At 63.7% G+C, this 22,973-nt stretch carries 19 protein-coding genes, 3 tRNA genes and 1 pseudogene; 11 read left to right on the plus strand and 12 right to left on the minus strand.

Annotated features, from left to right (window positions below; all coding sequences use genetic code 11):
- Positions 1 to 244 (plus strand): outer membrane protein (locus NF876_RS21595; RefSeq protein ID WP_262270694.1); only part of this gene is annotated, 244 nt, incomplete at its 5' end.
- 191 nt (positions 245 to 435) lie between these two features.
- Here the strand turns inward: NF876_RS21595 and NF876_RS21600 are convergent.
- The gene (locus NF876_RS21600; RefSeq protein WP_315975062.1) at positions 436 to 771 is read right to left on the minus strand and encodes a LysE family translocator; all 336 of its coding nucleotides are present in this window, start codon (positions 769 to 771) and stop codon (positions 436 to 438) included.
- Positions 772 to 776: 5 nt separating this feature from the next.
- Here NF876_RS21600 and NF876_RS21605 point away from each other — a divergent pair.
- A pseudogene (locus NF876_RS21605) lies at positions 777 to 896 on the plus strand (WYL domain-containing protein); the annotation flags it as partial.
- Between the two features lie 372 nt (positions 897 to 1,268).
- Here the strand turns inward: NF876_RS21605 and glnA are convergent.
- Positions 1,269 to 2,678, minus strand: a complete 1,410-nt coding sequence (gene glnA / locus NF876_RS21610; protein WP_262270695.1) for a type I glutamate--ammonia ligase — start codon at positions 2,676 to 2,678, stop codon at positions 1,269 to 1,271.
- Between the two features lie 69 nt (positions 2,679 to 2,747).
- Positions 2,748 to 3,086, minus strand: coding sequence for a P-II family nitrogen regulator (locus tag NF876_RS21615; protein ID WP_036360409.1), 339 nt, complete (start codon positions 3,084 to 3,086; stop codon positions 2,748 to 2,750).
- 179 nt (positions 3,087 to 3,265) lie between these two features.
- On the opposite strand from NF876_RS21615, the gene NF876_RS21620 reads away from it, so the two are divergent.
- Positions 3,266 to 4,753 (plus strand): NAD(P)H-hydrate dehydratase, encoded by a 1,488-nt coding sequence (locus tag NF876_RS21620; protein ID WP_262270696.1) that lies wholly within the window; start codon positions 3,266 to 3,268, stop codon positions 4,751 to 4,753.
- On the opposite strand, the gene NF876_RS21625 is transcribed toward NF876_RS21620, so the two are convergent.
- Positions 4,746 to 6,086: a multicopper oxidase family protein gene (locus NF876_RS21625; RefSeq protein ID WP_262270697.1), complete on the minus strand. Its 1,341-nt coding sequence runs from the start codon at positions 6,084 to 6,086 to the stop codon at positions 4,746 to 4,748. The genes NF876_RS21620 and NF876_RS21625 overlap by 8 nt on opposite strands.
- Before the next feature lie 173 nt (positions 6,087 to 6,259).
- On the opposite strand from NF876_RS21625, the gene NF876_RS21630 reads away from it, so the two are divergent.
- The 7 genes from NF876_RS21630 to NF876_RS21660 all read left to right on the plus strand — a co-directional run bounded on the left by NF876_RS21630 (position 6,260) and on the right by NF876_RS21660 (position 13,315).
- Positions 6,260 to 6,344, plus strand: a tRNA-Leu gene (locus NF876_RS21630).
- A 112-nt stretch (positions 6,345 to 6,456) separates the two neighbouring features.
- Positions 6,457 to 7,824 (plus strand): trigger factor, encoded by a 1,368-nt coding sequence (tig, locus tag NF876_RS21635; protein WP_262270698.1) that lies wholly within the window; start codon positions 6,457 to 6,459, stop codon positions 7,822 to 7,824.
- A 77-nt stretch (positions 7,825 to 7,901) separates the two neighbouring features.
- The gene (locus NF876_RS21640; RefSeq protein ID WP_183450534.1) at positions 7,902 to 8,534 is read left to right on the plus strand and encodes an ATP-dependent Clp protease proteolytic subunit; all 633 of its coding nucleotides are present in this window, start codon (positions 7,902 to 7,904) and stop codon (positions 8,532 to 8,534) included.
- A gap of 223 nt (positions 8,535 to 8,757) precedes the next feature.
- Positions 8,758 to 10,026 carry an ATP-dependent Clp protease ATP-binding subunit ClpX gene (gene clpX / locus NF876_RS21645; protein WP_262270699.1) on the plus strand — a complete coding sequence of 423 codons (1,269 nt, stop codon included), beginning with the start codon at positions 8,758 to 8,760 and terminating at the stop codon, positions 10,024 to 10,026.
- A gap of 230 nt (positions 10,027 to 10,256) precedes the next feature.
- Positions 10,257 to 12,683: an endopeptidase La gene (lon, locus tag NF876_RS21650; RefSeq protein ID WP_262270700.1), complete on the plus strand. Its 2,427-nt coding sequence runs from the start codon at positions 10,257 to 10,259 to the stop codon at positions 12,681 to 12,683.
- A gap of 194 nt (positions 12,684 to 12,877) precedes the next feature.
- Entirely contained in the window at positions 12,878 to 13,156 is a 279-nt protein-coding gene (locus tag NF876_RS21655; protein WP_262270701.1) for an HU family DNA-binding protein, read from the plus strand.
- Positions 13,157 to 13,239: 83 nt separating this feature from the next.
- A tRNA-Val gene (locus NF876_RS21660) sits at positions 13,240 to 13,315 on the plus strand.
- Positions 13,316 to 13,354: 39 nt separating this feature from the next.
- On the opposite strand, the gene NF876_RS21665 is transcribed toward NF876_RS21660, so the two are convergent.
- From NF876_RS21665 to NF876_RS21700, 8 genes are all read right to left on the minus strand, one after another.
- Positions 13,355 to 13,873 (minus strand): DUF1003 domain-containing protein, encoded by a 519-nt coding sequence (locus tag NF876_RS21665; protein ID WP_262270741.1) that lies wholly within the window; start codon positions 13,871 to 13,873, stop codon positions 13,355 to 13,357.
- Between the two features lie 316 nt (positions 13,874 to 14,189).
- Positions 14,190 to 14,807: a DUF4142 domain-containing protein gene (locus NF876_RS21670; RefSeq protein WP_262270702.1), complete on the minus strand. Its 618-nt coding sequence runs from the start codon at positions 14,805 to 14,807 to the stop codon at positions 14,190 to 14,192.
- Positions 14,808 to 15,143: 336 nt separating this feature from the next.
- Positions 15,144 to 16,568 (minus strand): phenylacetate--CoA ligase family protein, encoded by a 1,425-nt coding sequence (locus NF876_RS21675; RefSeq protein ID WP_262270703.1) that lies wholly within the window; start codon positions 16,566 to 16,568, stop codon positions 15,144 to 15,146.
- 1,871 nt (positions 16,569 to 18,439) lie between these two features.
- Positions 18,440 to 18,517, minus strand: a tRNA-Pro gene (locus NF876_RS21680).
- Between the two features lie 143 nt (positions 18,518 to 18,660).
- Positions 18,661 to 18,873, minus strand: a complete 213-nt coding sequence (locus NF876_RS21685) for a hypothetical protein (RefSeq protein WP_262270704.1) — start codon at positions 18,871 to 18,873, stop codon at positions 18,661 to 18,663.
- A 404-nt stretch (positions 18,874 to 19,277) separates the two neighbouring features.
- A complete protein-coding gene (locus tag NF876_RS21690) occupies positions 19,278 to 19,634 on the minus strand; it encodes a lysozyme inhibitor LprI family protein (RefSeq protein ID WP_262270705.1) in 357 nt (118 codons plus the stop codon).
- A gap of 114 nt (positions 19,635 to 19,748) precedes the next feature.
- Entirely contained in the window at positions 19,749 to 20,405 is a 657-nt protein-coding gene (locus tag NF876_RS21695) for a LysE family translocator (protein WP_262270706.1), read from the minus strand.
- A 255-nt stretch (positions 20,406 to 20,660) separates the two neighbouring features.
- On the minus strand, positions 20,661 to 21,626 hold the full coding sequence (locus NF876_RS21700; protein ID WP_262270707.1) for a threonine ammonia-lyase: 966 nt from the start codon (positions 21,624 to 21,626) through the stop codon (positions 20,661 to 20,663).
- Positions 21,627 to 21,812: 186 nt separating this feature from the next.
- Between NF876_RS21700 and argE the strand changes: the two genes are divergently transcribed.
- Positions 21,813 to 22,967 (plus strand): acetylornithine deacetylase, encoded by a 1,155-nt coding sequence (argE, locus tag NF876_RS21705; protein WP_262270708.1) that lies wholly within the window; start codon positions 21,813 to 21,815, stop codon positions 22,965 to 22,967.
- The last annotated feature ends 6 nt before the right edge of the window (positions 22,968 to 22,973 follow it).

Raw genomic sequence — 22,973 nt, forward strand, 5'->3', positions numbered from 1 at the left:
CGCCGGTGTGGCCTTCGACCGCGCCCTGATCTACGCCACCGGTGGTTTCGCCTTCGCGGACGACGCCACGGGCTGGACCGTCGGTGGTGGTCTCGAGTACGCCTTCACCAACAACCTGTCGGCCAAGATCGAAGGCCTGTACGTCAACCTCGACCAGGACGACAACAGCATCTTCGGCATCGACAACGACGCCGAGTTCGGTGTGGTCCGCGCCGGCCTGAACTTCCGCTTCGGCACCTACTAAGATCCGTCTCCACGGAGACAGACAAGGCCCGGGTCACCCCGGGCCTTGTTGTTTCGGAGTTCCATCAGGCCCGGGTCACCCCGGGCCTTCTTGTTTTGAAAATTCCATGAGGCCCGGGTCACACCCGGGCCTTGTTGCGTTGGGGATCCATGAGGAGGCCCGACCCGGGCTGCCCTCGCAACCTGGCGCTCTCACCTCACCATCGTCGCGGCGGCAAGGACGATGAACAGCGCTCCTGCGCCCCGACCGATCAGGCCGATGGCGCGCGGGTGGGCCACGAGAAGGTCGCGAGCCCGGCCCGCCGCGACAGCAAGTCCGTCGTAGACCATGAACTGCATCAGCACGATCATCGCTCCCATGATCAGAGCCTGGAGGGAGATCGGTCCGTAGGCCGGAAGCAGGAACTGGGGATAGGCGGCGAGGATGAACATGTAGGCCTTGGGATTGAGAAGGCAGGTCACGGCCCCCTGCCGGAACGCGACCCAGAGCGATGCGGCGCTCGCTCCGGTGACCGTCGCGATGGTGATGGAGCCGCCGGACGGAGCGAACCCTCTGCCCGATCGCGCTCATCGACTACGCGGAGACCGCCAATATCGTCGCCTGGTGCGAGCTGCGTCAGGTTTTGCGCCACTTCCGGGCGGATCGCGTGGAGAGCGCTTCTTAAGCATCGGACCCAAAAGTGGACTTGCACTTTTGGGATCCATCCGATGCTTTCTTCTTGAATGAGAGCATCGGTCAGAACGGACCCAGCGGGCCGCGCCAGCGAAAACCGGATCCACTATTCACGGGCGTGGCCCTTCGGGTCGCTGACGCGGCCCTCTGGGTCCGTCCGATGCTCTAAGACCGGTTCGTCCTTCAAGGGCAAAGGTGACGCGTGGAGGCGCCGATGGGTGTCCGGCTGGAGCGTCGACCAGGGTCTCTGACATCGACCGGGCCGAGACGACCGGCAAAAAAAAGCCGGAGCCCGCAGGCTCCGGCGAAGGAAGGCTGCCGTCAGAGCAGCCGGGAGGATCGTCTTGGTCCGTTAGACGGAGTAGTACATCTGGAACTCGACCGGGTGCGGGGTCATCTCGAAGCGAGCGACCTCCGTCATCTTCAGCTCGATATAGCTGTCGATGAAGTCGTCGTTGAAGACGCCGCCGGCCTTGAGGAACGCGCGGTCCTTGTCGAGGCTGGCGAGGGCTTCGCGGAGCGAGCCGCAGACGGTCGGGATCTTCTTCAGCTCGCGCGGCGGCAGGTCGTACAGGTCCTTGTCCATCGCCTGGCCCGGATCGATCTTGTTCAGGATGCCGTCGAGGCCGGCCATCAGCATCGCCGCGAAGGCGAGGTACGGGTTGGCGGTCGGATCGGGGAAGCGGACCTCCACGCGCTTGGCCTTGGGCGAGGTCGTCCACGGAATGCGGCAGGAGGCCGAGCGGTTACGGGCCGAGTAGGCCAGCAGCACCGGAGCCTCGTAGCCCGGGACGAGGCGCTTGTAGGAGTTCGTCGACGGATTGGTGAAGGCGTTCAAGGCCTTGGCGTGCTTGATGATGCCGCCGATGTACCAGAGGCATTCCTGGCTGAGGTCGGCATATTTGTTGCCCGCGAACAGGGGCTTGCCGCCCTTCCAGAGTGACTGGTGCACGTGCATGCCCGAGCCGTTGTCGCCATAGACCGGCTTCGGCATGAAGGTGGCCGTCTTGCCGTAGGACTGGGCGACGTTATGGATGCAGTACTTGTAGATCTGCATCTCGTCGGCGGTGCGGACGAGCGTGTTGAACTTCGTGCCGAGCTCGTGCTGGGCGGACGCCACCTCGTGGTGGTGCTTCTCGACCGTCACGCCCATGGCCTTCATGGCGGCCAGCATCTCGCCGCGCATGTCCTGAGCGGAATCCAGCGGGGGAACCGGGAAGTAGCCGCCCTTGGTCTGGATGCGGTGGCCGAGATTGCCGCCCTCGTAGGGGGTGTCGCCGTTGATCGGCAGCTCGGAGGAATCGAGCTTGAAGCCGGTGTTGTAGGGGTCGGCCATGAACTTCACGTCGTCGAACACGAAGAACTCGGCCTCGGGGCCGACATAGACCGTGTCGGCGATTCCGGTGGACTGCAGATAGGCCTCGGCCTTCTTGGCGATGCCGCGCGGATCGCGGTTATAGGGTTCGCCCGTCGCCGGCTCGAGAATGTCGCAGTTGATCGTCATGGTGGACGCCGAGAAGAACGGGTCCATCTGGGCGGTCGTCGGATCGGGCATGAGGGTCATGTCGGATTCGTTGATCGCCTTCCAGCCGGCGATGGACGAGCCGTCGAACATGATGCCGTCCGCGAACATGTCTTCGTCGACCATCGAGACGTCGAAGGTCACGTGCTGCCACTTGCCGCGCGGGTCCGTGAAACGGAAGTCGACGTATTGGACGTCGTTATCTTTGATCGCCTTGAGCACATCCTTGGCGGTCTGCATGATCGTCTGGTCCTCTTCTGCCCTTAGAGATTGTCCTCGGCCCAAAGGCCTCGGCTTGGGAAAGCGAGCTTAGATCGCGTCGGATCCGGTCTCGCCCGTGCGGATGCGAACGGCCTCTTCGACCGTCGAAACGAAAATCTTGCCGTCGCCGATGCGCCCGGTCTGGGCAGCCTTGCGGATGGCCTCGATGGCGCTTTCGGCCATCTCGTCGTTCAGGACGATTTCGAGCTTCACCTTCGGCAGGAAGTCCACGACGTATTCCGCGCCGCGATAAAGCTCCGTGTGGCCCTTCTGCCGGCCGAAACCTTTTGCCTCGATCACGGTAATGCCCTGGAGGCCTACTTCCTGGAGAGCTTCTTTGACTTCATCGAGCTTGAAGGGCTTGATGATGGCTTCGATCTTCTTCATCCCGGTCAACCGTTCTCGTTCGAGGTTGTGCCGCTTTTAGCACCAGCCAGAGGTGCCTTCCATGCGATCGTCGATTCAAAGTGGGCCATTTTGCCGAGTTGATGGGCATATTATGATCAAAGTTTGTGCAGTTGCGGAAAACCTCGCCAAAACCGCCAAAACGGGTCCTTTTTGCCGCCATGACAGCCCCTGAACTCATCCTGACCCCCTCCGAAATGAAGCAGGCCGACCTGGAAGCCATTGCAAGCGGCATTCCGGGCGTCGAGCTCATGCGGCGGGCCGGCCGGGCCGTGGCCGATTCTGCCGAAAAATTAGTCTCCCGCGAAGGCACGATCCTCGTCGCGGCCGGACCCGGCCAGAACGGGGGCGATGGTTTCGTGGCGGCAACCCTTCTGGCCGAGCGAGGGTACCGGGTGAGCCTCACCCTGCTGGGAGAACCGGGGCGCCTGACAGGGGATTCTGCCATCGTCGCGCGCGACTGGACGGGGGAGGTCCGGCCGATCGAGGATGCGGCGTTCCACGGGGCGGATCTGATCATCGATGCCCTGTTCGGCACCGGCCTCTCGCGTGACCTCGACGGTCCGGCCCGTCACGCCGTGGACCGGATGAACGGTTCAGGCAGGCCGATCCTGGCGGTCGATCTCCCGTCCGGAATCGACGGCGATACCGGCGAGGTCCGGGGGCTCGCTGTCAAGGCGGCCCGGACCGTCACCTTCGCGGCCCGCAAGCCGTGCCATCTCCTGATGCCCGGACGAGCGTTCGGCGGGCCTGTCGAGGTGGCCGATATCGGCATCGGGCGCGCGATCCTGGCGGCCAAGGGCGGCCGTCTGTTCGGCAACGATCCGGCGCTCTGGCGGCCGGTGCTGCCGAAACCGGGACTGGCCTCGCACAAATACGAGCGCGGGCACACGCTGGTGGCTTCCGGTGGGGCGACCCGCACGGGCGCCGCGCGGCTGGCGGCCCGGGCGGCTCTCAGGATCGGATCCGGCCTCGTCACGGTGGCGTCGCCCCCGGAGGCGATCGGGGTCAACGCCGCCCATCTGACCGCCATCATGCTGAAGGGCTGCGACGGTCCCGAGGGGCTGCATGCGATTCTTCAGGATCCGCGCTTCAACGCGCTCGTCCTCGGGCCCGCCCTCGGAGTGCACGCCAATACGCGCGCCATGGTGGCGGTCGCCGTCCACGCCAGGCGAAGCCTGGTGTTGGACGCCGATGCGCTCACGTCCTTCGAAGGCTTGGCGTCGGAGCTCCATGGCGCCTTCCGGCACGCCCCGACGGTCCTGACGCCGCACGACGGCGAGTTCAGCCGCATGTTCAAGGATCACCCGGATATCCTTGATCCTGCATCGAAAATCGAGCGGGCCCGGCGTGCCGCGGCTTACACCGGAGCGGTGGTGCTGCTGAAGGGCCCCGATACGGTCGTGGCGTCCCCCGACGGCCGGGCGGCGATCAACGAGAACGGCACGCCCTACCTGGCGACCGCCGGATCGGGCGATACCCTCTGCGGTCTCATCGCCGGGCTGATGGCGCAGACCATGCCGGCCTTCGAGGCCGCCTGCGCGGGAGCCTGGATCCATGCCGAGGCGGGAGCGCGCTTCGGTCCCGGGCTGATCTCGGAAGACCTGGCGGACCTGGTGCCCGGCGTGCTGCGCGACCTCCTCAGGTAACTTCGATCCAGGCCCACAGGCCTGCATCGAACCGTTCCAGGACCGTGGAGGCGAGGAGCCATTTGCCCGGATTGTCCGCCACGAAGGCGATCCGGACGGTCCTGTTCTCCGGCACCTGCGCGGTGTCGAGCCAATAGGGCTCCCAGCCGTCGTCGAGAGGATGCAGGAGCCGGAAGACATGTCCGTGCAGGTGCATGGGCTGGGCGTAGGCCGTCTGGTTGGTCAGGGCCAGAACCACCGGGGTGCCGCGCTTGACCTTGACCAGGGGCGGGCCGGACGCGCGTCCTTCCGACCCGTTGATCGTCCAGGGCGCGCCGGGAATCTTCGGGTCGCCCTTGATTACCACGTCCTTGCGGGTGGCGCTCTGAAGCCTGATCGCATCCGGGAGCTTCGGATTGGCGGGAAGCGGAGCGATCGCGGGAAGATCGGGCCGCCTGTCACCGCCGGTCACGATCTCGACGAGGGGCATGCCGTCACCGATCAGCGCCGTGACGGCTCCGGTCGCGCCGGCGTCCTGCGCAAGGTCGACCAGCAGGTCGTAGCGGGTGCCGGGAGCGAATGGCAGAGAGGCGTGCAGGGGCTCGAACGTGCTGGTCGGTTGCCCGTCGACGGCGATCACGTAGGCCTTCATCCCGTCGAAGCGCAGGCGCATGGCCCGGGCATTGCACGCATTGGCGAGCCGCAGGCGCAGACGGCCTCCGGAAGGCGCCTCGAGACGTCGCGGCGTCGCCGCGCCATTGACGCTGAGCCAACTGCCGAGCCGGCCGGCCGGGGCGGCCGACCCCGGCTTCTCGAAGGCCGCCAGCGAGCCGTCATCGTCGAGGCGCCAGTCGTCCACGAGAAGGGCGATATCCTGATCCACCTGGGGCGGACTGCGCTCCTCCACGACCAGCAGACCCGAGAGCCCGCGCTCCGTGGGCTCGGCGCTGCCGCCGAGAACGCAGGGGCGGATCAGGAAGGTGCCGGCGTCGGGCGGCACGAAGCGGTACTCATGGTTGCCGCCGGCCGCGACGGGGTCCTGGGTCAGACCGCCGACCCCGTCTGACGCGTTCGGCCCCCGGACACCGTGGAAATGGAGCGACAAGGGCAGGGACGTCCCGTTCTCGAGCCTCAGGCGGAGTTCCTCGCCCTGCTTGATCCGGACCACGGGGCTCAAGCTCCCGTTGAACGTGCAAAGGTCGGCCGTCGCTGCCGTGTCGGGACGTAGCCTCATGGGCGTCGATCGGGCCGCCAGAACCTGCTGGGGGTCGTCCGACCCCTGAGCCCGGCCCTGCCGCGAGACGGCGATCAGGGTCGTGGCGAGACCGGCGGTAACGGCGCGGCGTGTGATCATGAGGCTGTCTCATCGGGGCGAGGAGGGGCGGGAAACATCGGTACCGTTTTGAACGTGAACGGCCAAGTTTGGTTGCCAATAGGCCGCACACGAACTTTTTTGATGCACACTTCGTCAACCATGCTATAGAGCCGCGTCCCGGAAGAGGGGTGCGCCTCGCGCGCTGCTCCCGCGCGGGCGTGGCGGAATTGGTAGACGCACTGGATTTAGGTTCCAGCGACGAAAGTTGTGGGGGTTCGAGTCCCTCCGCCCGCACCAGTCCCGTCAGGATTGGGTTCCGGAGGCAGCGAGTGGCCTGGTTGACGGCATGACGCCGCATCGGCCGGAACCTGGATTTCAGATTTTCGAGTGGATGAAGGCGAATAGTACCATGCAGGTGACGGAAACACTGTCCCAAGGCTTGAAGCGAGAGTTCAAGGTCGTGCTCCCGGCCACCGAGTTGGAAGAGCGCCTGAACAGCGAATTGACGACCCTCAAGGATCGCGTGCGGATCAACGGATTCCGCCCCGGCAAGGTGCCGGTGGGACATCTGCGTCGGGTCTATGGCCGCTCCGTCATGGCGGACGTGCTTCAGAATGCCGTCAACGAGGCCAACCGCAAGATCGTCGAGGACAACGGCCTGAAGCTCGCCAACGAGCCGCAGATCCAGTTCCCCGACAGCCAGGAAGAGGTCGAGAAGGCCATGGAGGCCAAGGGTGACCTGGCCTTCACCGTCGCCCTCGAGGTCCTGCCCGTGTTCGAGCTGGCCGATCTCTCCGACGTGACGGTCAAGAAGCCGGTGGCCGAGGTCACCGACGCCGAGATCACCGAATCGCTCGAGCGCATGGCCAAGCAGAACCGCACCTTCGAGCCGAAGGACGGCGCGGCGGTCGACGGCGACCGGGTCGTGGTGGATTTCGTGGGCCGCATCGACGGCACCGAGTTCGAAGGCGGCAAGGGTGAGGACATCCGGGTCGAGCTCGGCTCGAACACCTTCATTCCCGGCTTCGAGGATCAGCTCCTCGGCCTGAAGGCAGGCGACACGAAGCTCGTGAAGGTCACCTTCCCGGTGAACTACATGGCGGCCCATCTGGCCGGCAAGGACGCCGAGTTCGACGTGACCGTGAAGGAAGTCGAGGCTCCGGGCGAGCTGACGATCGACGACGAGATGGCCAAGGGCTTCGGCATGGATTCCCTTGACAAGCTCAAGGACGCGATCCGCGACGCCATCAAGCGCGACTTCGACGTTCAGTCCCGCCGCAAGGTGAAGAAGGACCTGCTCGACTCGCTCGACGCCAAGTACAGCTTCGAGCTGCCCCCGACCCTGGTCGAGCAGGAATTCGCCGCCGTGTGGTCCCAGGTCGTCGGCGACATGAAGTCGAACAACCGCACCTTCGAGGACGAGGGCACCACCGAGGACGAGGCCAAGGCGGAGTACCGCAAGATCGCCGAGCGTCGTGTTCGTCTCGGCTTGGTCCTTGCACAGATCGGTGAGAAGTCCGATATCAAGATCTCCGACGACGAGGTGACCCAGGCCCTCATCGAGCGGGTCCGCCAGTACCCCGGCCAGGAGCGGCAGGTTTGGGAGTTCTACCAGAAGAACCCGCAGGCCCTCGCAGAAATCCGGGCTCCTCTGTTCGAGGAGAAGGTCGTCGACCAGATCCTGTCCCAGGTGAAGGTCGACGAAGAGACCGTCTCCAAGGACGTGCTGTTCAGCGACGAGGATGAGGACGGAGAGAAAGCCGGCAAGGGCGAGTAACGCTCCGTTAAGCGTCTCGTTGCTTGCATGAATTGCACGGCCGCGCATCCGCGCGGCCGAATTGGAGCAGTGAGACAATGAGAGATCCGGTAGCGCTCTTTAACAATACGCTCGTCCCGATGGTGGTTGAGCAGTCGAACCGCGGCGAGCGCGCGTTCGACATCTATTCGCGCCTCCTGCGCGAACGGATTATCTTCCTCACGGGTCCCGTCGAAGACTACTCGGCCTCGCTGATCGTGGCGCAGCTTCTGTTCCTCGAGGCCGAGAACCCCAAGAAGGAAATCTCCTTCTACATCAACTCCCCCGGCGGCGTCGTGACGTCGGGCCTGTCGATCTACGACACGATGCAGTTCATCCGCTGCCCGGTTTCGACCCTGTGCGTCGGCCAGGCGGCCTCCATGGGCTCCCTCCTGCTGACCGCCGGCGAGAAGGGCATGCGTTTCGCCCTCCCGAACGCCCGCATCATGGTCCACCAGCCGTCCGGCGGCTATCAGGGCCAGGTCACGGACATCATGATCCACGCCCGCGAGAGCGAGGCCCTGAAGCGCCGCCTGAACGAGATCTATGTGGGCCATACCGGCCGCAACTACGAAGAGATCGAGCGGGCTCTCGAGCGCGACAACTTCATGACCGCCGAGGCGGCCCGGGAGTTCGGCCTCATCGACCAGGTGATCGAGAAGCGTCCGGAGCCGGCCGCCACCCCGGCGTAACCCTTAAAACCTGGGGACAAAATTCCCCTGGGTGCGTCTTTTTGCCGAGTAATCCCGTTTCTATTGATCACGGGCTCTCCCCGTGATTGCATGTGGATTCGGGAAGGCTGGGCGATTTGAGCGTTCAATTCTTAGCGACGGAACATTTTGTTAGCTCCGTCGCTCATAAATTAAAGGTGCTGGGCCGGCAGGGGCTGTCCCGGTACGGATTGGAGATGTGATAATGACCAAGGCTGGCGGCAACGACTCCAAGAGTACGCTGTACTGCTCCTTCTGCGGCAAGAGCCAGCATGAGGTTCGCAAGCTGATCGCTGGCCCGACGGTTTTCATCTGCGATGAATGCGTCGAGCTGTGCATGGACATCATCCGCGAGGAGTCGAAATCGTCTCTCGTGAAGTCCCGCGACGGGGTCCCGACCCCGAAGGAGATCAGCCGCGTTCTGGATGACTACGTGATCGGCCAGGAGCACGCCAAGAAGGTGCTCTCGGTGGCGGTCCACAACCATTACAAGCGCCTCGCCCACGCGACCAAGCACAACGACGTCGAACTGGCCAAGTCGAACATCCTGCTGATCGGACCGACCGGCTCGGGCAAGACCCTGCTTGCCCAGACCCTGGCCCGAATCCTGGACGTGCCCTTCACGATGGCCGATGCGACGACCCTGACCGAGGCCGGCTATGTCGGCGAGGACGTGGAGAACATCATCCTCAAGCTGCTCCAGGCCTCCGACTACAATGTCGAGCGGGCGCAGCGGGGCATCGTCTATATCGACGAGATCGACAAGATTTCCCGCAAGTCCGACAACCCCTCCATCACCCGCGACGTGTCCGGCGAGGGCGTGCAGCAGGCCCTCCTCAAGATCATGGAAGGCACCGTCGCGTCCGTGCCTCCGCAGGGCGGCCGCAAGCACCCGCAGCAGGAATTCCTGCAGGTGGACACCACGAACATCCTGTTCATCTGCGGCGGCGCCTTCGCCGGCCTGGAACGGATCATCTCCGGCCGCGGCAAGGGCACGTCGATCGGCTTCGGCGCCTCGGTCAGCTCTCCGGACGACCGTCGCACGGGCGAGATCTTCCGTGAGGTCGAGCCCGAGGACCTGCTGAAGTTCGGCCTCATCCCCGAATTCGTCGGCCGCCTGCCGGTTCTGGCGACCCTCGAGGATCTCGACATCGACGCCCTGAAGACCATCCTCCAGGAGCCGAAGAACGCCCTGGTGAAGCAGTACCAGCGCCTCTTCGAGATGGAGAACGTGCAGCTTACCTTCCAGGACGAGGCCCTGACCCTGATCGCCAAGAAGGCGATCGAGCGGAAGACGGGCGCCCGCGGCCTGCGCTCCATCATGGAGGGCATTCTGCTGGAGACCATGTATGACCTGCCGGGCCTCGATTCCGTCGAGCAGGTGGTGATCGGTCCCGAGGTCGTGGAGGGCAAGGCCAAGCCGCTGTTCATTCATGGCGAGCGGAACGAGCAGGCCGCAAGCGCCAGCGCTTGAGGGCCACCGGGGGCCTTTCCCATGCACAGATGCATTGCGGGCAATCTTCTTGAAACAGGAGGCCCGCAACGCCACATTATCTCTTGCGCCGGTGCTGTCCGCTCATGTTGCGAGGGGGAGCCCGGCGTACCGGATGCAGCCCATAACAAAAGCCTGAGCATTCCGGTTATCCGTCCGACATCCAGCTCATCCGAGGGGATTCCCGGACGCAGTCAAAAGGATACCGTCTCATGACACAATCGAAGCCACGTCAGCCTGTCGTTCCAGGCTCGACCGGAACCTATGCGGTTCTGCCTCTGCGCGACATTGTTGTCTTTCCACACATGATCGTGCCGCTCTTCGTCGGCCGTGAAAAGTCGATCCGCGCGCTTGAGGAAGTGGTCAAGGGGGACCGTCACATTCTTCTGGCCACCCAGATCGATGCGACGGATGACGATCCGTCAACGGACGCGATCTACAAGGTCGGGACCCTGGCCAACGTCCTGCAACTGCTGAAGCTGCCCGACGGCACCGTGAAGGTGCTGGTCGAAGGCGCGAGCCGAGCCCAGGTGAAGGCCTATACCCGTACGGACGAGTTCTACGAGGCCGAAGCCGAGGCGCTTCCGGACTCCCTCGGCGACCAGGTCGAGGCCGAGGCGCTCGCCCGGTCGGTCGTGTCCGAGTTCGAGAACTACGTGAAGCTCAACAAGAAGGTGTCGCCGGAGGTCGTGACCGCCGTGACCCAGATCGACGAGCCCGCCAAGCTCGCCGACACGATCGCGTCTCACCTGGCCATCAAGATTGCCGACAAGCAGGCGATCCTCGAGACCGCCACCGTCGCTCAGCGCCTGGAGAAGGTGCTCGGCATGATGGAGAGCGAGATCTCCGTTCTCCAGGTCGAGAAGCGGATCCGGACCCGCGTGAAGCGTCAGATGGAGAAGACGCAGCGCGAGTACTACCTCAACGAGCAGATGAAGGCGATCCAGAAGGAGCTCGGCGACGACGAAGGTCGCGACGAGCTGGCCGAGCTCGAGGAGAAGATCGAGAAGACCAAGTTCACGAAGGAGGCCCGCGAGAAGGCGCTGGGCGAGCTGAAGAAGCTGCGCCAGATGTCGCCCATGTCGGCGGAAGCCACCGTGGTGCGCAACTATCTCGACTGGCTGCTCGGGATCCCGTGGAACCGCCGCTCGAAGATGAAGAAGGACCTCAAGGCGGCCCAGGATCTGCTCGATGCGGATCATTACGGCCTCGACAAGGTCAAGGAGCGCATCGTCGAGTACCTGGCCGTGCAGCAGCGCGCCAACAAGCTCACGGGCCCGATCCTCTGCCTGGTCGGCCCTCCCGGCGTGGGTAAGACCTCCCTCGGCAAGTCGATCGCCAAGGCCACGGGCCGCGAGTTCGTGCGCATGTCGCTCGGTGGCGTCCGCGACGAGTCGGAGATCCGCGGCCACAGGAGGACCTATATCGGCTCGATGCCGGGCAAGATCATCCAGTCGATGCGCAAGGCCAAGACGTCCAACCCGCTCATCCTGCTCGACGAGATCGACAAGATGGGCATGGACTTCCGCGGCGACCCGTCGGCGGCCCTGCTCGAGGTCCTCGATCCTGAGCAGAACTCGACCTTCAACGACCATTACCTGGAAGTCGATTACGACCTGTCCAACGTGATGTTCGTGACGACGGCCAACACGCTGAACATCCCGGCTCCGCTCCTCGACCGTATGGAGGTGATCCGCATCGCGGGTTACACCGAGGAGGAGAAGGCCGAGATCGCCCGCACCCACCTGATCCCTTCGGCCATGCAGAAGCACGGTCTGGCGGAGAAGGAGTGGAAGATCGGCGATGAGGCTCTCCTCATGCTGATCCGCCGCTACACCCGCGAGGCGGGCGTGCGTAACCTCGAGCGTGAGATTGCTAACCTGGTCCGCAAGGCCGTCAAGGAGATCCTGATCTCCAAGGTCAAGGCGGTCGAGGTCACGGTGGACAACCTGCCCGAGTTCCTCGGACCGCCGCGCTATCGCTACGGCGAGGCCGAGACGGAGGACATGGTCGGCGCCGTCACGGGTCTGGCCTGGACCGAGGTGGGCGGCGAGTTGCTCACCATCGAAGGCATCATGATGCCGGGCAAGGGCAAGATGACCGTCACGGGCAACCTCCGCGACGTCATGAAGGAATCGATCTCGGCTGCGGCGTCCTATGTCCGCTCCCGCGCTCTGGATTTCGGCGTCGAGCCGCCCCTGTTCGACCGCCGGGACATCCACGTGCACGTGCCGGAAGGCGCGACGCCGAAGGACGGCCCGTCGGCCGGTATCGCCATGGCGACCGCCATCGTGTCCGTGATCACCGGGATCCCGGTGCGCCGCGACATCGCCATGACCGGCGAAGTCACGCTGCGGGGCAGGGTGCTGCCCATCGGCGGCCTCAAGGAGAAGCTCCTGGCGGCTCTGCGCGGCGGCATCAAGAAGGTGCTGATCCCCGAGGAGAACGCCAAGGATCTCGCCGATATCCCGGCCAGCGTGAAGAACGGCCTGGAAATCGTGCCGGTCTCCATGATGGATCAGGTTCTCCAGCATGCCCTCGTGCGGGTGCCGGAGCGGATCGAATGGGATGAGGCGGCGGAACTCAAGGCTCACAAGCCGGGTGTCGAAGACGACTCGGCCGGGGTCATCGCTCACTAGATTCCGGCGATTGACGTAACGACAAAAGCCTCCGGACCCGGGTCCGGAGGCTTCTTTTTTGCAGGGAACTGCAAAAAATCGGCTGTTTTCAGCCACTTCGGGGCTTGCTTACGGACAAGCTTTGCGCCAAACGGGTGTCCCTGAAACGGTGGACCATTTCTTTTGCGACGCCGTGATCACTGGAGGATATGACTATGAATAAAGGCGAGCTCGTTGCGGCCGTTGCCGACAAGGTAGGCCTTTCGCGCGGCCAGGCTGGCGATGCGATCGACGCCGCCATCGAGGCGATCACCGGCGCTCTGAAGCAGGGCGATGAGGTCAAGATCGTCGGTTTCGGCACGTTCGTTGTGACCAACCGCGCCGCCGGCGAGGCGCGCAACCCGCGCACCGGCGAGAAGGTCAAGGTTCCCGCGTCCAAGACCCCGAAGTTCCGCGCCGGCGCGAGCCTGAAGGATGCCGTCAACGCGAAGTAATCGCTCTTTGAGCGGTGTTCGCTTGCGAAAGAAGGCCGACAATGCTTGCGTTGTCGGCCTTCTCTTTTTATGTCAGGCCGGACGGGCGGTTAGCTCAGTTGGTAGAGCTTCGGTTTTACACACCGCAGGTCGGGGGTTCGAGTCCCTCACCGCCCACCATCTCCCGTCCCATGGCTGCTCTTCCTTGAGCCTACGCCGTCAGGACGAGCGTCCTTCCTCGCCTTCCGTAAGCCTGTCGAGAACCTTCTCGGGAGCGACGTGCCGTTCCAGCTCGCGAAGGGTGGGGTCCCGCGCCTCGTTGATGCCGAGATGTTCGGCGATCGCCCGGGTCAGCGTCAGCAGCCGCGTGATCTCGTGCTCGGAGAGCAGATTCGTCTGGAGATCGAGCTGCGAGCGCCGATCCGCCTCGGCGGCGGCACGATTCTGGCTGATGAGCACGAAGGTGGAGAGGAAGATCGCCTCGACCGACGCGAACGTCGCGAGGATGACGAAGGTCGGATCGAAGGCGGGAACGCCCGGGATCAGGCCGAGATTGGCCGCAACCCAGCCGGCCACCAGAACCAGGTGCACATAGACGAACGCCATGCTGCCGGTAAAGCGGGTGATCGCTTCGGCGATGCGCTCCTGCAGACCAGCCTTGCGCTCCTCCTCGTGCCGCTTCTCACGAAGGGCATCGATGTTGCGTTCGAGGACAGAGGCCAGAACATTGGGCTCCACGGCGGGCGTGCTCGGGCTGTCCTGGCGTCGGGCTGTCCTGTCCTTCGATCTGATGTCCGTCACTTCGCCATCCTTCGTTCCCGCTCCCGTGGCTGGATAGGAACGGCCACCGGTCCGAAGAAGTTCGGGCTTCCTCGGAGCCTATGATCACGGAGCGGTGCGGGTGGGTTGGAACGCCGCACCCCGGCTCCTGCAACATTCGCGCTTGGTCATCGTTTGAAGGCATCCCTCCAAGGAAGGCTCCTGAGACTTGAACCCGCTCCGGCCGATGCTGGAGCGGGCTTTTTCTGGCAGGCACCCCGCCGCACGGTGACGCCTATCGGATCGTCTTCTGCATGTCTTCGAGCAGGGCGATGTGCTCGCGAATCTGCCCGCGGGCCAGCTTGGCGACATTCATGTGCTCGCGATTCTGCGGGTTCGACTGGAGGTAGCGCTCCTGAACCTGAAGCAGGTCGCGATGGCCCTCAAGCTGAGCCTGCAGGTACATCTTGTCGAATTCGGCCCCGGCCTGCTGATTCTGCATCTTCTGCATCATGTCACGGGCCGATGGGTCCATCTGCATGGGCGGCATGGCCGCGGTGGATGGGCCGCCTGCCGATCCCGTCGCCGCAGTGGCGGCCGGTTCCATCATCGAGCGCAGCACCTCCGAGAGCGTGGTCTGCTCCTGGATCTCGAAATTGGCGAAGCGCTTCAGATCTTCGTTGCGGACCTTGTTCATGGCGATTCGGCTCGATTCCAGAGCCACCATGCCGAGCTGCATGGTCTGCTGCATGTGCTGCATGTCGGCTTGGCTCATCTGGCCGCCAGGCTGGCTCATCGGCATGGCTCCGGAGGATCCCGACGGCATGGCCGGGGAGGAGCCGCCGGTCTGGGCCAGGGCTGGGGCGACAACAAGCGCAGCGGCGAGGCCGCCGAGGAGGGTGCGACGATCCATCTTGATCTCCAACTGAAAGTCCCGGCTCGGCCGCGACACGCTGGAGAAGCGCTCGACTCTGGGCCGCCGTTAGAGGCCGAACGCGGCCGATGCCGCTTTGTTTCAGCTGCGCTTTAAGGGAGCATGACCGAAAGCGCCCGCCGTGCTCCAGACAGCAGAAAGCCGGCCTCACGGCCGGCTCGATCGAGCTTAGAGGTTCGAGAAAGGAATGGCCGGAGCGAGCAACGTTCGATCCTCTTTCCGGGACGATGCCCCTTGGCTCGAGGAACGCGGCGTCCGACGCGAGAAACTGGATCCAGAACAGGCTTCATCAGGATCTCGGGTGGTCGCGCCGACTCATCCTTTGTGGCAGTTTTCAAGCGTGTTGCCTGTCTCAACTGGGTCCCCTGAAGCGCCCGACCCCGAATGCGGCAGGTGGGAGATCGTGTAGCGGTATTTTCCAGAAGGCGACGGCGGAATGTCGTCAACAAACGCGAACTCGATCCTGCAGTTTCGCCCCATCACGCGCTGCAAGGAGGTTCGGATCTCATCAAGAGCATGGTCCGGCGGCGGCGCTGTCGTGATCATCTTGATCCGGATCCTGTTGTAGTCCTCCTGGACAACCTGAGTCTTCTGGACCCAGCCGGAATTGTGAACCACGCTCAGAAAGTGCATAAAGAAAGTCGCCGGCACCGTCGATCCATCCTCCCGGATGAGAGCATCCAAGATGCGTCCGGTGACAGTCTGGAGCTGCTCGACCGAGTGGATCGGCGTGGCGGTCGCGGCCCCGACAATCGCCCGGTCGCCCAATCGGTACCGGATGAGCGGCATGGTGTAATTTGTCAGGCTCGTGACCAAGACGTCGCCTTCCTCACCGGGCATGCATGGATTGCCGTTCTCGTCCACGACCTCCACAAAATTGACGTAGGAAAACACCTCAAGCCCGGAGCCGGAAGTCTTCTCAGCCGCGATGTCGCCGACCTCCCGCGATCCGTAACGGTTCAACACAGGGCACTTGAATGCATCCTCCACCTCATGCCGGATGAAGGGATAGAGAGTGCCGGCACTGCTGATCACGCTTCGAACGCCGTTGATCCGCGCGCCCGTCTCGTTGATGTAACGGGCGAGTTCGTAGATGCTCTCGGCATAGGCTTCGATGACCACGGGCTTGACCCGGTGAAGGACCTCCAGAAAACGTTGCAGGTCGGATTTGGACATGTTCCAGGAATTGAGCAGCGTTTTGTTGCGGATGAAGCCGGAGAGCTGGTTGCGCCAGCCTTCTGAGCCCATGAGGATGTCACGCTCGGAGCCCCAGAGTGAGACGAGCGGCTCCCCGGACCCGCGGCCGGCCCATTCGTAATGCAGGTCCTTCACGGCTCTGCCGATATCGTCGTACGAACGGTCTTGTAGAACGACGACAGGCTCACCGGTACTGCCACCAGTGGTCTTCCTGTACCAATTCCGTGTGCCGAGGTCATCGCTCTTCAGATGCTCAAACGCGTCACGCAGGAGATCACGGGTAAGGTCGGGGATCTGCCGGAACCGGGAGAGATCCACCTTGTCGTTCCGCACGACCATGGCGTCATGCAGAACATCCTGATAATAGGGCACATGACGGGCTGCATGGCGCAGCAGTTCGGTGAGACGCCGGAGTTGGATTTGCCGGCGCTGCTCGATGGGCAAGCGGTGGAACGCGTCCAAACTCTCGATGTATCCTGGAATAGGATTCTTCGTCACGTGTGCGTCATAGAAGGCCAGAACGGGTTGGCGCCAGTTGTACATGGCTGATCCTCTAACGTAGCCATTCCGTCATTCGCTTGTTCGTGGAGCGTCGGGGCGATTACGTCAGCGCTGCATGAACCGAGGCGGTAGGGCCTTTGTAGGACGCCCTATCCGCTGATTTATTCCACGTAGTCATCGTCACTCAGAGATTTTTTCTGGCGAAATGAAATCAGCTCGGCATCAAAAATTCGGAGTCTCGAAGCAGAGAGGTGCTTCCGCTGCGTGGGAGTATCTCTCCCTCACGCATAGGGCTTCGAAAGGACGAGTCCATGTCGCTCACTCTCCGTCGCGGAGTGCGCGTTCCGATGATTTTTCGCGGCAATCGAACCCTCCTTTGGTGGTGCTATACCTTTGGAGGATGCTTGCAGTCTGAAGGCGGATTGCACACTTCACAAATCGCGAGATTGCCGTCCCATCACTGGAATGATGTCGCGTGTGTTGCGCTCTGATCCCAATGCACGGCAGAGCAAGCTCAGCGCCCAAGCCAAGGGATCATAGCTTCCTTTGATTATTCGTACCGCAGGAACATCGCCCTCCGCAGTCGGAGGCGACAGGCCCTTGCCGAAATCGAAGGCAGTACCCGGCTCGCCTTCGCGGTCTTGCAGAGCGCGTTGCCGCCACTGGGGCCGCATCGGTATCAAGGGGCAAGAGAAAGCCGAGGGAGGTGCTGGAGGTCGTTGCAAGAGAGAAGCGGCAGGGCCCAAGATCCCATGAAAGCAGGCCTCAGAGCCGGGGGTTAGGGGCCGCAAGCTCGGCCGACTGTCCCACCAGAACACCATTTGGCAATGCAACCGTATCCGTTTTGATTGGACGGCCTCGGATACGGTCACGAACCACCCGAAGAGGCGCCTCGACGGTAAGGTCTGACAACCATGCTAGGACAAAGGAAAATGCGATGACCGCTGCCACAGTCCGGTACGAGGCAGGGAGAAACGCATAAGCGAGAACAAGAACAACATATTGCTGCAGATAGCCTCAATGCGGTCGATCTGCTCCACCCTGCGGTCGAAGCTCGCCCAGTGCATGACATGGGGCTTATCCATTGGATCGCCAGTGCCGCCCACTGTTCCGGGATGGTGCCGACACTTCAGTGCCTGACGAACTCCGCTCCCTTAACAGGCCCTATCTCGCGCTGTACCGGATCGACCCGGAGGAGATCGGGCGTTTCGGCTCGCTCATGATCGAGAGACTTGCTTCGGCATCGTGCGGCCAGCGCATCGGAAGAGACGGACCCGGCGAGCCACGCCAACGGCCCTCTGGGTCCGTCCGATGCGCTAGTATTTCTGAGCTAAGCCTTTAGGAATATCCGCTCGACCCGTTTGCTTCGTTGTGGAGCAGCCAAAACAGTTTAGCTTCCGAGATGTGGCGAAGCCCCCTTCCAGCCACGAACGCCCTGGCCAGAGGTATAGGACACCCTCTGGCTGGGGCGTTTTCTTGTCGCGAACGCGACCCGAAGTCCCGATAACATTCGGTATGAAACCCAGTCTGTGAGCGTGGCTGCCGTATGAGATCGTAGAGAGGTTCCAGCCACGCGAAGACGGCATCGAGGGCAGCTTCAGCATCCTTGATAGAGCCGAGGGGCTGCTTGGAACCGCTCAGCCCACCGATTTGCAGCCACCCCCGATATTTATATCGTCTCTTTAGGCGCGATAACATCGGCTCGGTGGTCAAAAAGTTGCCCCCAGAAATGCTGCTGATCCGAATCAAAGCCGACGACGGGTTAAGACTCGACCCCCTTCGAGCATGGCAGCTCATGTCGAGACATAGACGATTCTTGTGATCGAAAGGAGAAAATGCCGCTTCGTGCTTCCGATGTGCTTCCAGATTTTGGACGCTCCGGAAGCAAAACATCGCTAAGGCTTTGAAAGTAATGGTCGGAGCGAGAGGATTTGAACCTCCGACCCCTAGTCCCCCAGACTAGTGCGCTAACCGGGCTGCGCTACGCTCCGACTGCCGAAAGGCTTGGTTCCTCTAACTTTTAACGCCGGCTCGCGCAACCCCTGAAATGGAGCGCGGCGCGGAAAGACGATCTTGCCGAGCGCCCGGCTGCGTTTCGGGGCCGGGCCGGGCAGGGGCCGAGGAGACCATCGGCTCAAGCCCCGGGATGGGTCCACGCTTCGACGGCCTGCCGCAAACCGTCGGGCAGATCGGTCACGCTTTCGCCGTCCGGCGCCCCGGAGGAGGCGAGCTCGGACAGGAGCGCCCGATATTTCTCGGTCTTTTCCTGGGCCGCGTCGAACCCGTCGGCGGGCGCATCGTCCGGCAGACCCGAGAAGAGGCAAAGAAGTGCGAGGATGGCGCGCATGGTTCGACTCCGTTCGGGTGTCGTAAGGGAAGCACGGCCAAGGTGGCATTTTCACGATGAAAGAGGTGTGCGCGAAAACACGTCTGCCGCGAACCCCGCTTTCGGACGAGACGAAAGGTTAACCATCCGCGGGAAGAAGAGTAGGTAGATGTCGCGAGCCGGGATACACATTCCCGTGAGAGCGTCCCACGGTGCCCCCAGTGCCACGGCGCTCTCGGCGGCCAGCTTCATCGCGGCTGCCCCACTCCGTGTCTGTGCACACCCCCGCCCTCGCGCGGGGTTTTTTATCGACGGTTCTAGAGCATCGTGCGGCCCTTCGGGTCCGCTCTCAACGATGCTCTCATCCAAAGTGAATGCATCGGATCCGATCCCGAAAGTGCAGTCCACTTATCACGTCCGATGCTTTAGAAGGGGCCCCGTTTCGCCAGCGCCTCGAAGCCGTTTCTCAGTTGCAGCACCCTTTCCTCATAGGCTTTGCTCAGGCAGGATCGGTCCTCGCCGCAGCCTTCTCGCCGCTTGAGCCAGGCCGCCTGCGCGTCTTCCAAGTCGCCGCGAGCCCCCATGCCGAGAAGAGGCTTGAGCTGCCTGTAGAGCACGGCCATCTCGACATCCTGGTCGTTCAGCGCGCGATCCGCGCAGACGGCTTTCTCGTCGGCTGTCTGGGCCCTGGCGCAATCAAAGCTCGCGGCCCGGGACGGCTGCGGAACGTTGGCCAGAAGGAGGCTGGCGGCTGCGGCGATGCAGTAGGCTTTCCCGTTCATGGAACCCGTCCTTGGAGACCTCGAGCTTCGGGAGGAACGGTTGTCGCTCGATGAGGCTCCATGACGAGGCCGGACTTTTCGACCATGGCTAATGAACGGCTAACGGGTGTCGGCTCAGCGGCGGATCGCCGAGGCGTCTCCCGAGAGGGCGAGGCGCAGGCCCAGACCGACTATGACGAGGCCGGCACACCGCTCCTGCCAGGCGATCAGGCCCGGCCGCCGCGACAGCCACTCGCCGATCGTTCCCGTTCCGAGCGCAACCGCTCCCAGGACAAAGAACCCTGAGACTTTCTGCACGCCCCCCAGGAACAGCAGCTGCGCCGTGACAGGCCAGTCGCGGCCGGGGTCGACGAACTGGGGGAGGAAGGCCAGCATGAACACCATGGCCTTCGGGTTGGTCAGGTTGTTGATCATGCCCTGGCGCAAGGCTGCGAGATCCGACACGGGCTTCGGAGCCGTGCGGACGAGGCGATGCGGGCCGAACGAGCCGATCAGAAGCTTGGCGCCCAGCCACACCAGATAGGCGGCGCCGGCCCATCGAAGAAGCTCGAAGGCGAGAGGGGAGGCCTGGATCAGGGAGGTCACTCCCAGGGCCAGGAGCGGCAGCTGAACGAGGCCGGCCAGCAGGGTCATGCCGATGGCGGTCAGGACGGCAATGCGCCGACCCTGTCCGACTCCGCGGCTCAGCAGAAGGACCATGTCGGGGCCCGGAGCCAGCTGCAAGGCCAGAACAGCGGCATAGAAGGTGAGAAAAGTCGGCAGATCCGGCATGTCCTGGTCTCTTCAGGGCGCTCGAGAGGCCATCCTAGAGCCTCGGACCCAAAGGTGGGCACCACTTTTGGGTCCGAGGCTCCCTCCCTTGACCGGCCCTCTGGGTCCGGCCGATACGCTAGAGCATCGGACGGAAAAGTGGATCCGGTTTTCGCTGGCGCGGCCCTCTGGGTCCGTTCTGACCGATGCTCTCATCCAAGAAGAAAGCATCGGATGGATCCCAAAAGTGCATGTCCACTTTTCACGTCCGATGCTTTAGAGGGACGGCCGGCGCCATGCATCCAGATCGTCCAGGGACAGGTTGGAGCCGCAGAGCACGAGGCCGATGACGCTGTCGTCCGGCAGAGACGGAACGACCATCTCGGCGGCCGTGAGGACGCAGGCCGCGGCCGGCTCGCAGAGCAGTTTCTCCGTCTGGAGCAGCCAGCTCACATCGGCCACGACCGGCGGGTCCTCGACAAGCAGGATCTCCTTCAGGAGGAGCCTGGCGGCCGCCATGGTCCGGTGGGTGGCGAAGGGCGCGGCGAGGGTCCGGGACAGGGAGGTCGGGCGAATGGTCACCGGCTGATCCGCCCTGAGGGCCTCGGTCATGGTCGGCGCGCCGGTCGGCTCGACACCGTAAACGGTCAGCGACGGCCGCCTGGCCTTCAGGGCGGCCGCCACGCCGGACATGAAGCCGCCGCCCCCGATCGAGACGAACACATGGGTGAGGTCGGGGATGTCGTCGAGAAACTCGAGGCCCAGCGTGCCGTGGCCCGCGATGATGGCGGGATCGTCGTAAGGATGCACGAAGAGGCGGCCCTGGCGCTGGTAATCCTCGGCCTTGGCGAAGGCTTGGGCGGCATCGTCGCAGAGCTCCACGCGGGCGCCGAACTTGGTGGTGAGGTCGATGTTGAAACGGGCGGCCGTCTTCGGCATCAGGACGAGCGCGTCGAGCCCGAGCGTTCCGGCGACCCGCGCCACCGCGATGGCGTGGTTGCCGCCCGAGACGGTCACGAGTCCGCGCCGGCGCTCGTCGTCGCTTAAGGTCAGCACCTTGTTGAAGACCCCTCGGACCTTGAAGGAGCCGGCAAGCTGCAGCGCTTCCATCTTCACCGCGCTGCGCCGCCCGAGCCGCGCCGAGATGTCGCCACTCTCGTACGCAGGAGTGCGCCTGACGCGTCCGGCGATGCGGTCGCGGGCAGCTTCGATGTCGGAGAGCGTCACGTCAAAGGCGGTCATGTGGGTGTCCGTCGGGCGGCATGTGAGATGAGACGGCCAATGGCGCCGTCGCGGGCGACGCGATCATGCGAGCGACGTCTTTGCTTCGTCAACGGGCGGCGATCGAATTTCCTGCTGATAAAAAAGCGACTTGACCGGCGGCTCGATAGGATTGGATGCTCACGCTCAACCACGGAGTCGAGCACGATGTCCATGTCACCCCGCGAGATGCTCGCGCGTCTGATAGCCTTCCCGAGCGTATCCACCAGCAGCAATCTCGACATCATCCACTTCTGCCGCGACTGGCTGAACGGCCACGGCGTCGAGAGCCATCTCGTCATGAGTCCCGAGGGCGACAAGGCCAATCTCTACGCCACGATCGGCCCCCGGGTGGAGGGCGGGATCGTCTTGTCGGGCCACACGGATGTCGTGCCGGTCGAGGGACAGAACTGGTCCACGGATCCCTGGACGCTCACGGAGAAGGACGGTAGCCTCTACGGTCGTGGCGCAACCGACATGAAAGGCTTCGACGCGCTCGTTCTGGCGCTCGTGCCCGAGATGGTGCACGCGCCTCTCAAGCGCCCCATCCACATCGCGCTGTCCTACGACGAGGAGATTGCCTGCCGTGGAGCACCGTCGATGGTGCACGCGATGGCTGGATCCATCCCGGCGCCGTCCGCCGTGATCGTCGGCGAGCCGACACGCCATGCGGTGGTGACGGGGCATAAGGCGTCCGTGCAGCTGCGGACCCAGGTGACGGGATATGCGGTCCACTCCAGCCGGATCGACCAGGGAGTGAGTGCGGTCATGAACGCCGCTCGCCTGATCGCATGGCACGAGGACGTGATGGAGGAGAACCGGCGCAGAGCCGATCCGGACAATCCGTTCGAACCGCCCTACACCACGCTTCATTGCGGCATGATGGTCGGCGGCAATGCCGCCAACGTGGTGTCGTCCTCGGCCTGGTTCTTCAGCGACATCCGGGCGGTCCCGACGGAGAGCCCCATGGACTATCTGGCCCGCTACGAGGCCTATATCCGCGAACGGATCGAGCCTCGCATGAAGGCCATCGCTCCCGAGGCGGGGGTGGATGTCGAGCTCGTCGCCGAGGTGCCGGGACTCCGGCCGGAGACCGATGGTGCGGCGGAGCGGCTGATGCGTCGGCTGACAGGCGACAACGGCACTCATGTGGTGTCCTACGGAACGGAGGCGGGGCTGTTCCAGCGGGCCGGCTGGTCGACGGTGGTCTGTGGCCCCGGCGACATCGCGCAGGCCCACCAGCCGGACGAATATATCGAGGTCGGCGAATTCCAGGCCGGCGAGGCAATCCTGCGCCGCCTGATCGGGGACCTCTGTGCCTAAATGCTG

The organism is Microvirga yunnanensis (assembly GCF_025460875.1).

What these genes read in the sequence shown, in the direction of transcription:
- NF876_RS21675 (WP_262270703.1), bottom strand. Translation starts at nt 16,568, where the DNA reads ATGTACAACTGGCGCCAACCCGTTCTGGCCTTCTATGACGCACACGTG.
- lon (WP_262270700.1), top strand. Translation starts at nt 10,257, where the DNA reads ATGACACAATCGAAGCCACGTCAGCCTGTCGTTCCAGGCTCGACCGGA.
- clpX (WP_262270699.1), top strand. Translation starts at nt 8,758, where the DNA reads ATGACCAAGGCTGGCGGCAACGACTCCAAGAGTACGCTGTACTGCTCC.
- NF876_RS21690 (WP_262270705.1), bottom strand. Translation starts at nt 19,634, where the DNA reads ATGAACGGGAAAGCCTACTGCATCGCCGCAGCCGCCAGCCTCCTTCTG.
- NF876_RS21640 (WP_183450534.1), top strand. Translation starts at nt 7,902, where the DNA reads ATGAGAGATCCGGTAGCGCTCTTTAACAATACGCTCGTCCCGATGGTG.
- NF876_RS21620 (WP_262270696.1), top strand. Translation starts at nt 3,266, where the DNA reads ATGACAGCCCCTGAACTCATCCTGACCCCCTCCGAAATGAAGCAGGCC.
- NF876_RS21670 (WP_262270702.1), bottom strand. Translation starts at nt 14,807, where the DNA reads ATGGATCGTCGCACCCTCCTCGGCGGCCTCGCCGCTGCGCTTGTTGTC.
- NF876_RS21685 (WP_262270704.1), bottom strand. Translation starts at nt 18,873, where the DNA reads ATGCGCGCCATCCTCGCACTTCTTTGCCTCTTCTCGGGTCTGCCGGAC.
- NF876_RS21700 (WP_262270707.1), bottom strand. Translation starts at nt 21,626, where the DNA reads ATGACCGCCTTTGACGTGACGCTCTCCGACATCGAAGCTGCCCGCGAC.
- NF876_RS21615 (WP_036360409.1), bottom strand. Translation starts at nt 3,086, where the DNA reads ATGAAGAAGATCGAAGCCATCATCAAGCCCTTCAAGCTCGATGAAGTC.
- tig (WP_262270698.1), top strand. Translation starts at nt 6,457, where the DNA reads ATGCAGGTGACGGAAACACTGTCCCAAGGCTTGAAGCGAGAGTTCAAG.
- glnA (WP_262270695.1), bottom strand. Translation starts at nt 2,678, where the DNA reads ATGCAGACCGCCAAGGATGTGCTCAAGGCGATCAAAGATAACGACGTC.
- argE (WP_262270708.1), top strand. Translation starts at nt 21,813, where the DNA reads ATGTCCATGTCACCCCGCGAGATGCTCGCGCGTCTGATAGCCTTCCCG.
- NF876_RS21625 (WP_262270697.1), bottom strand. Translation starts at nt 6,086, where the DNA reads ATGATCACACGCCGCGCCGTTACCGCCGGTCTCGCCACGACCCTGATC.
- NF876_RS21655 (WP_262270701.1), top strand. Translation starts at nt 12,878, where the DNA reads ATGAATAAAGGCGAGCTCGTTGCGGCCGTTGCCGACAAGGTAGGCCTT.
- NF876_RS21695 (WP_262270706.1), bottom strand. Translation starts at nt 20,405, where the DNA reads ATGCCGGATCTGCCGACTTTTCTCACCTTCTATGCCGCTGTTCTGGCC.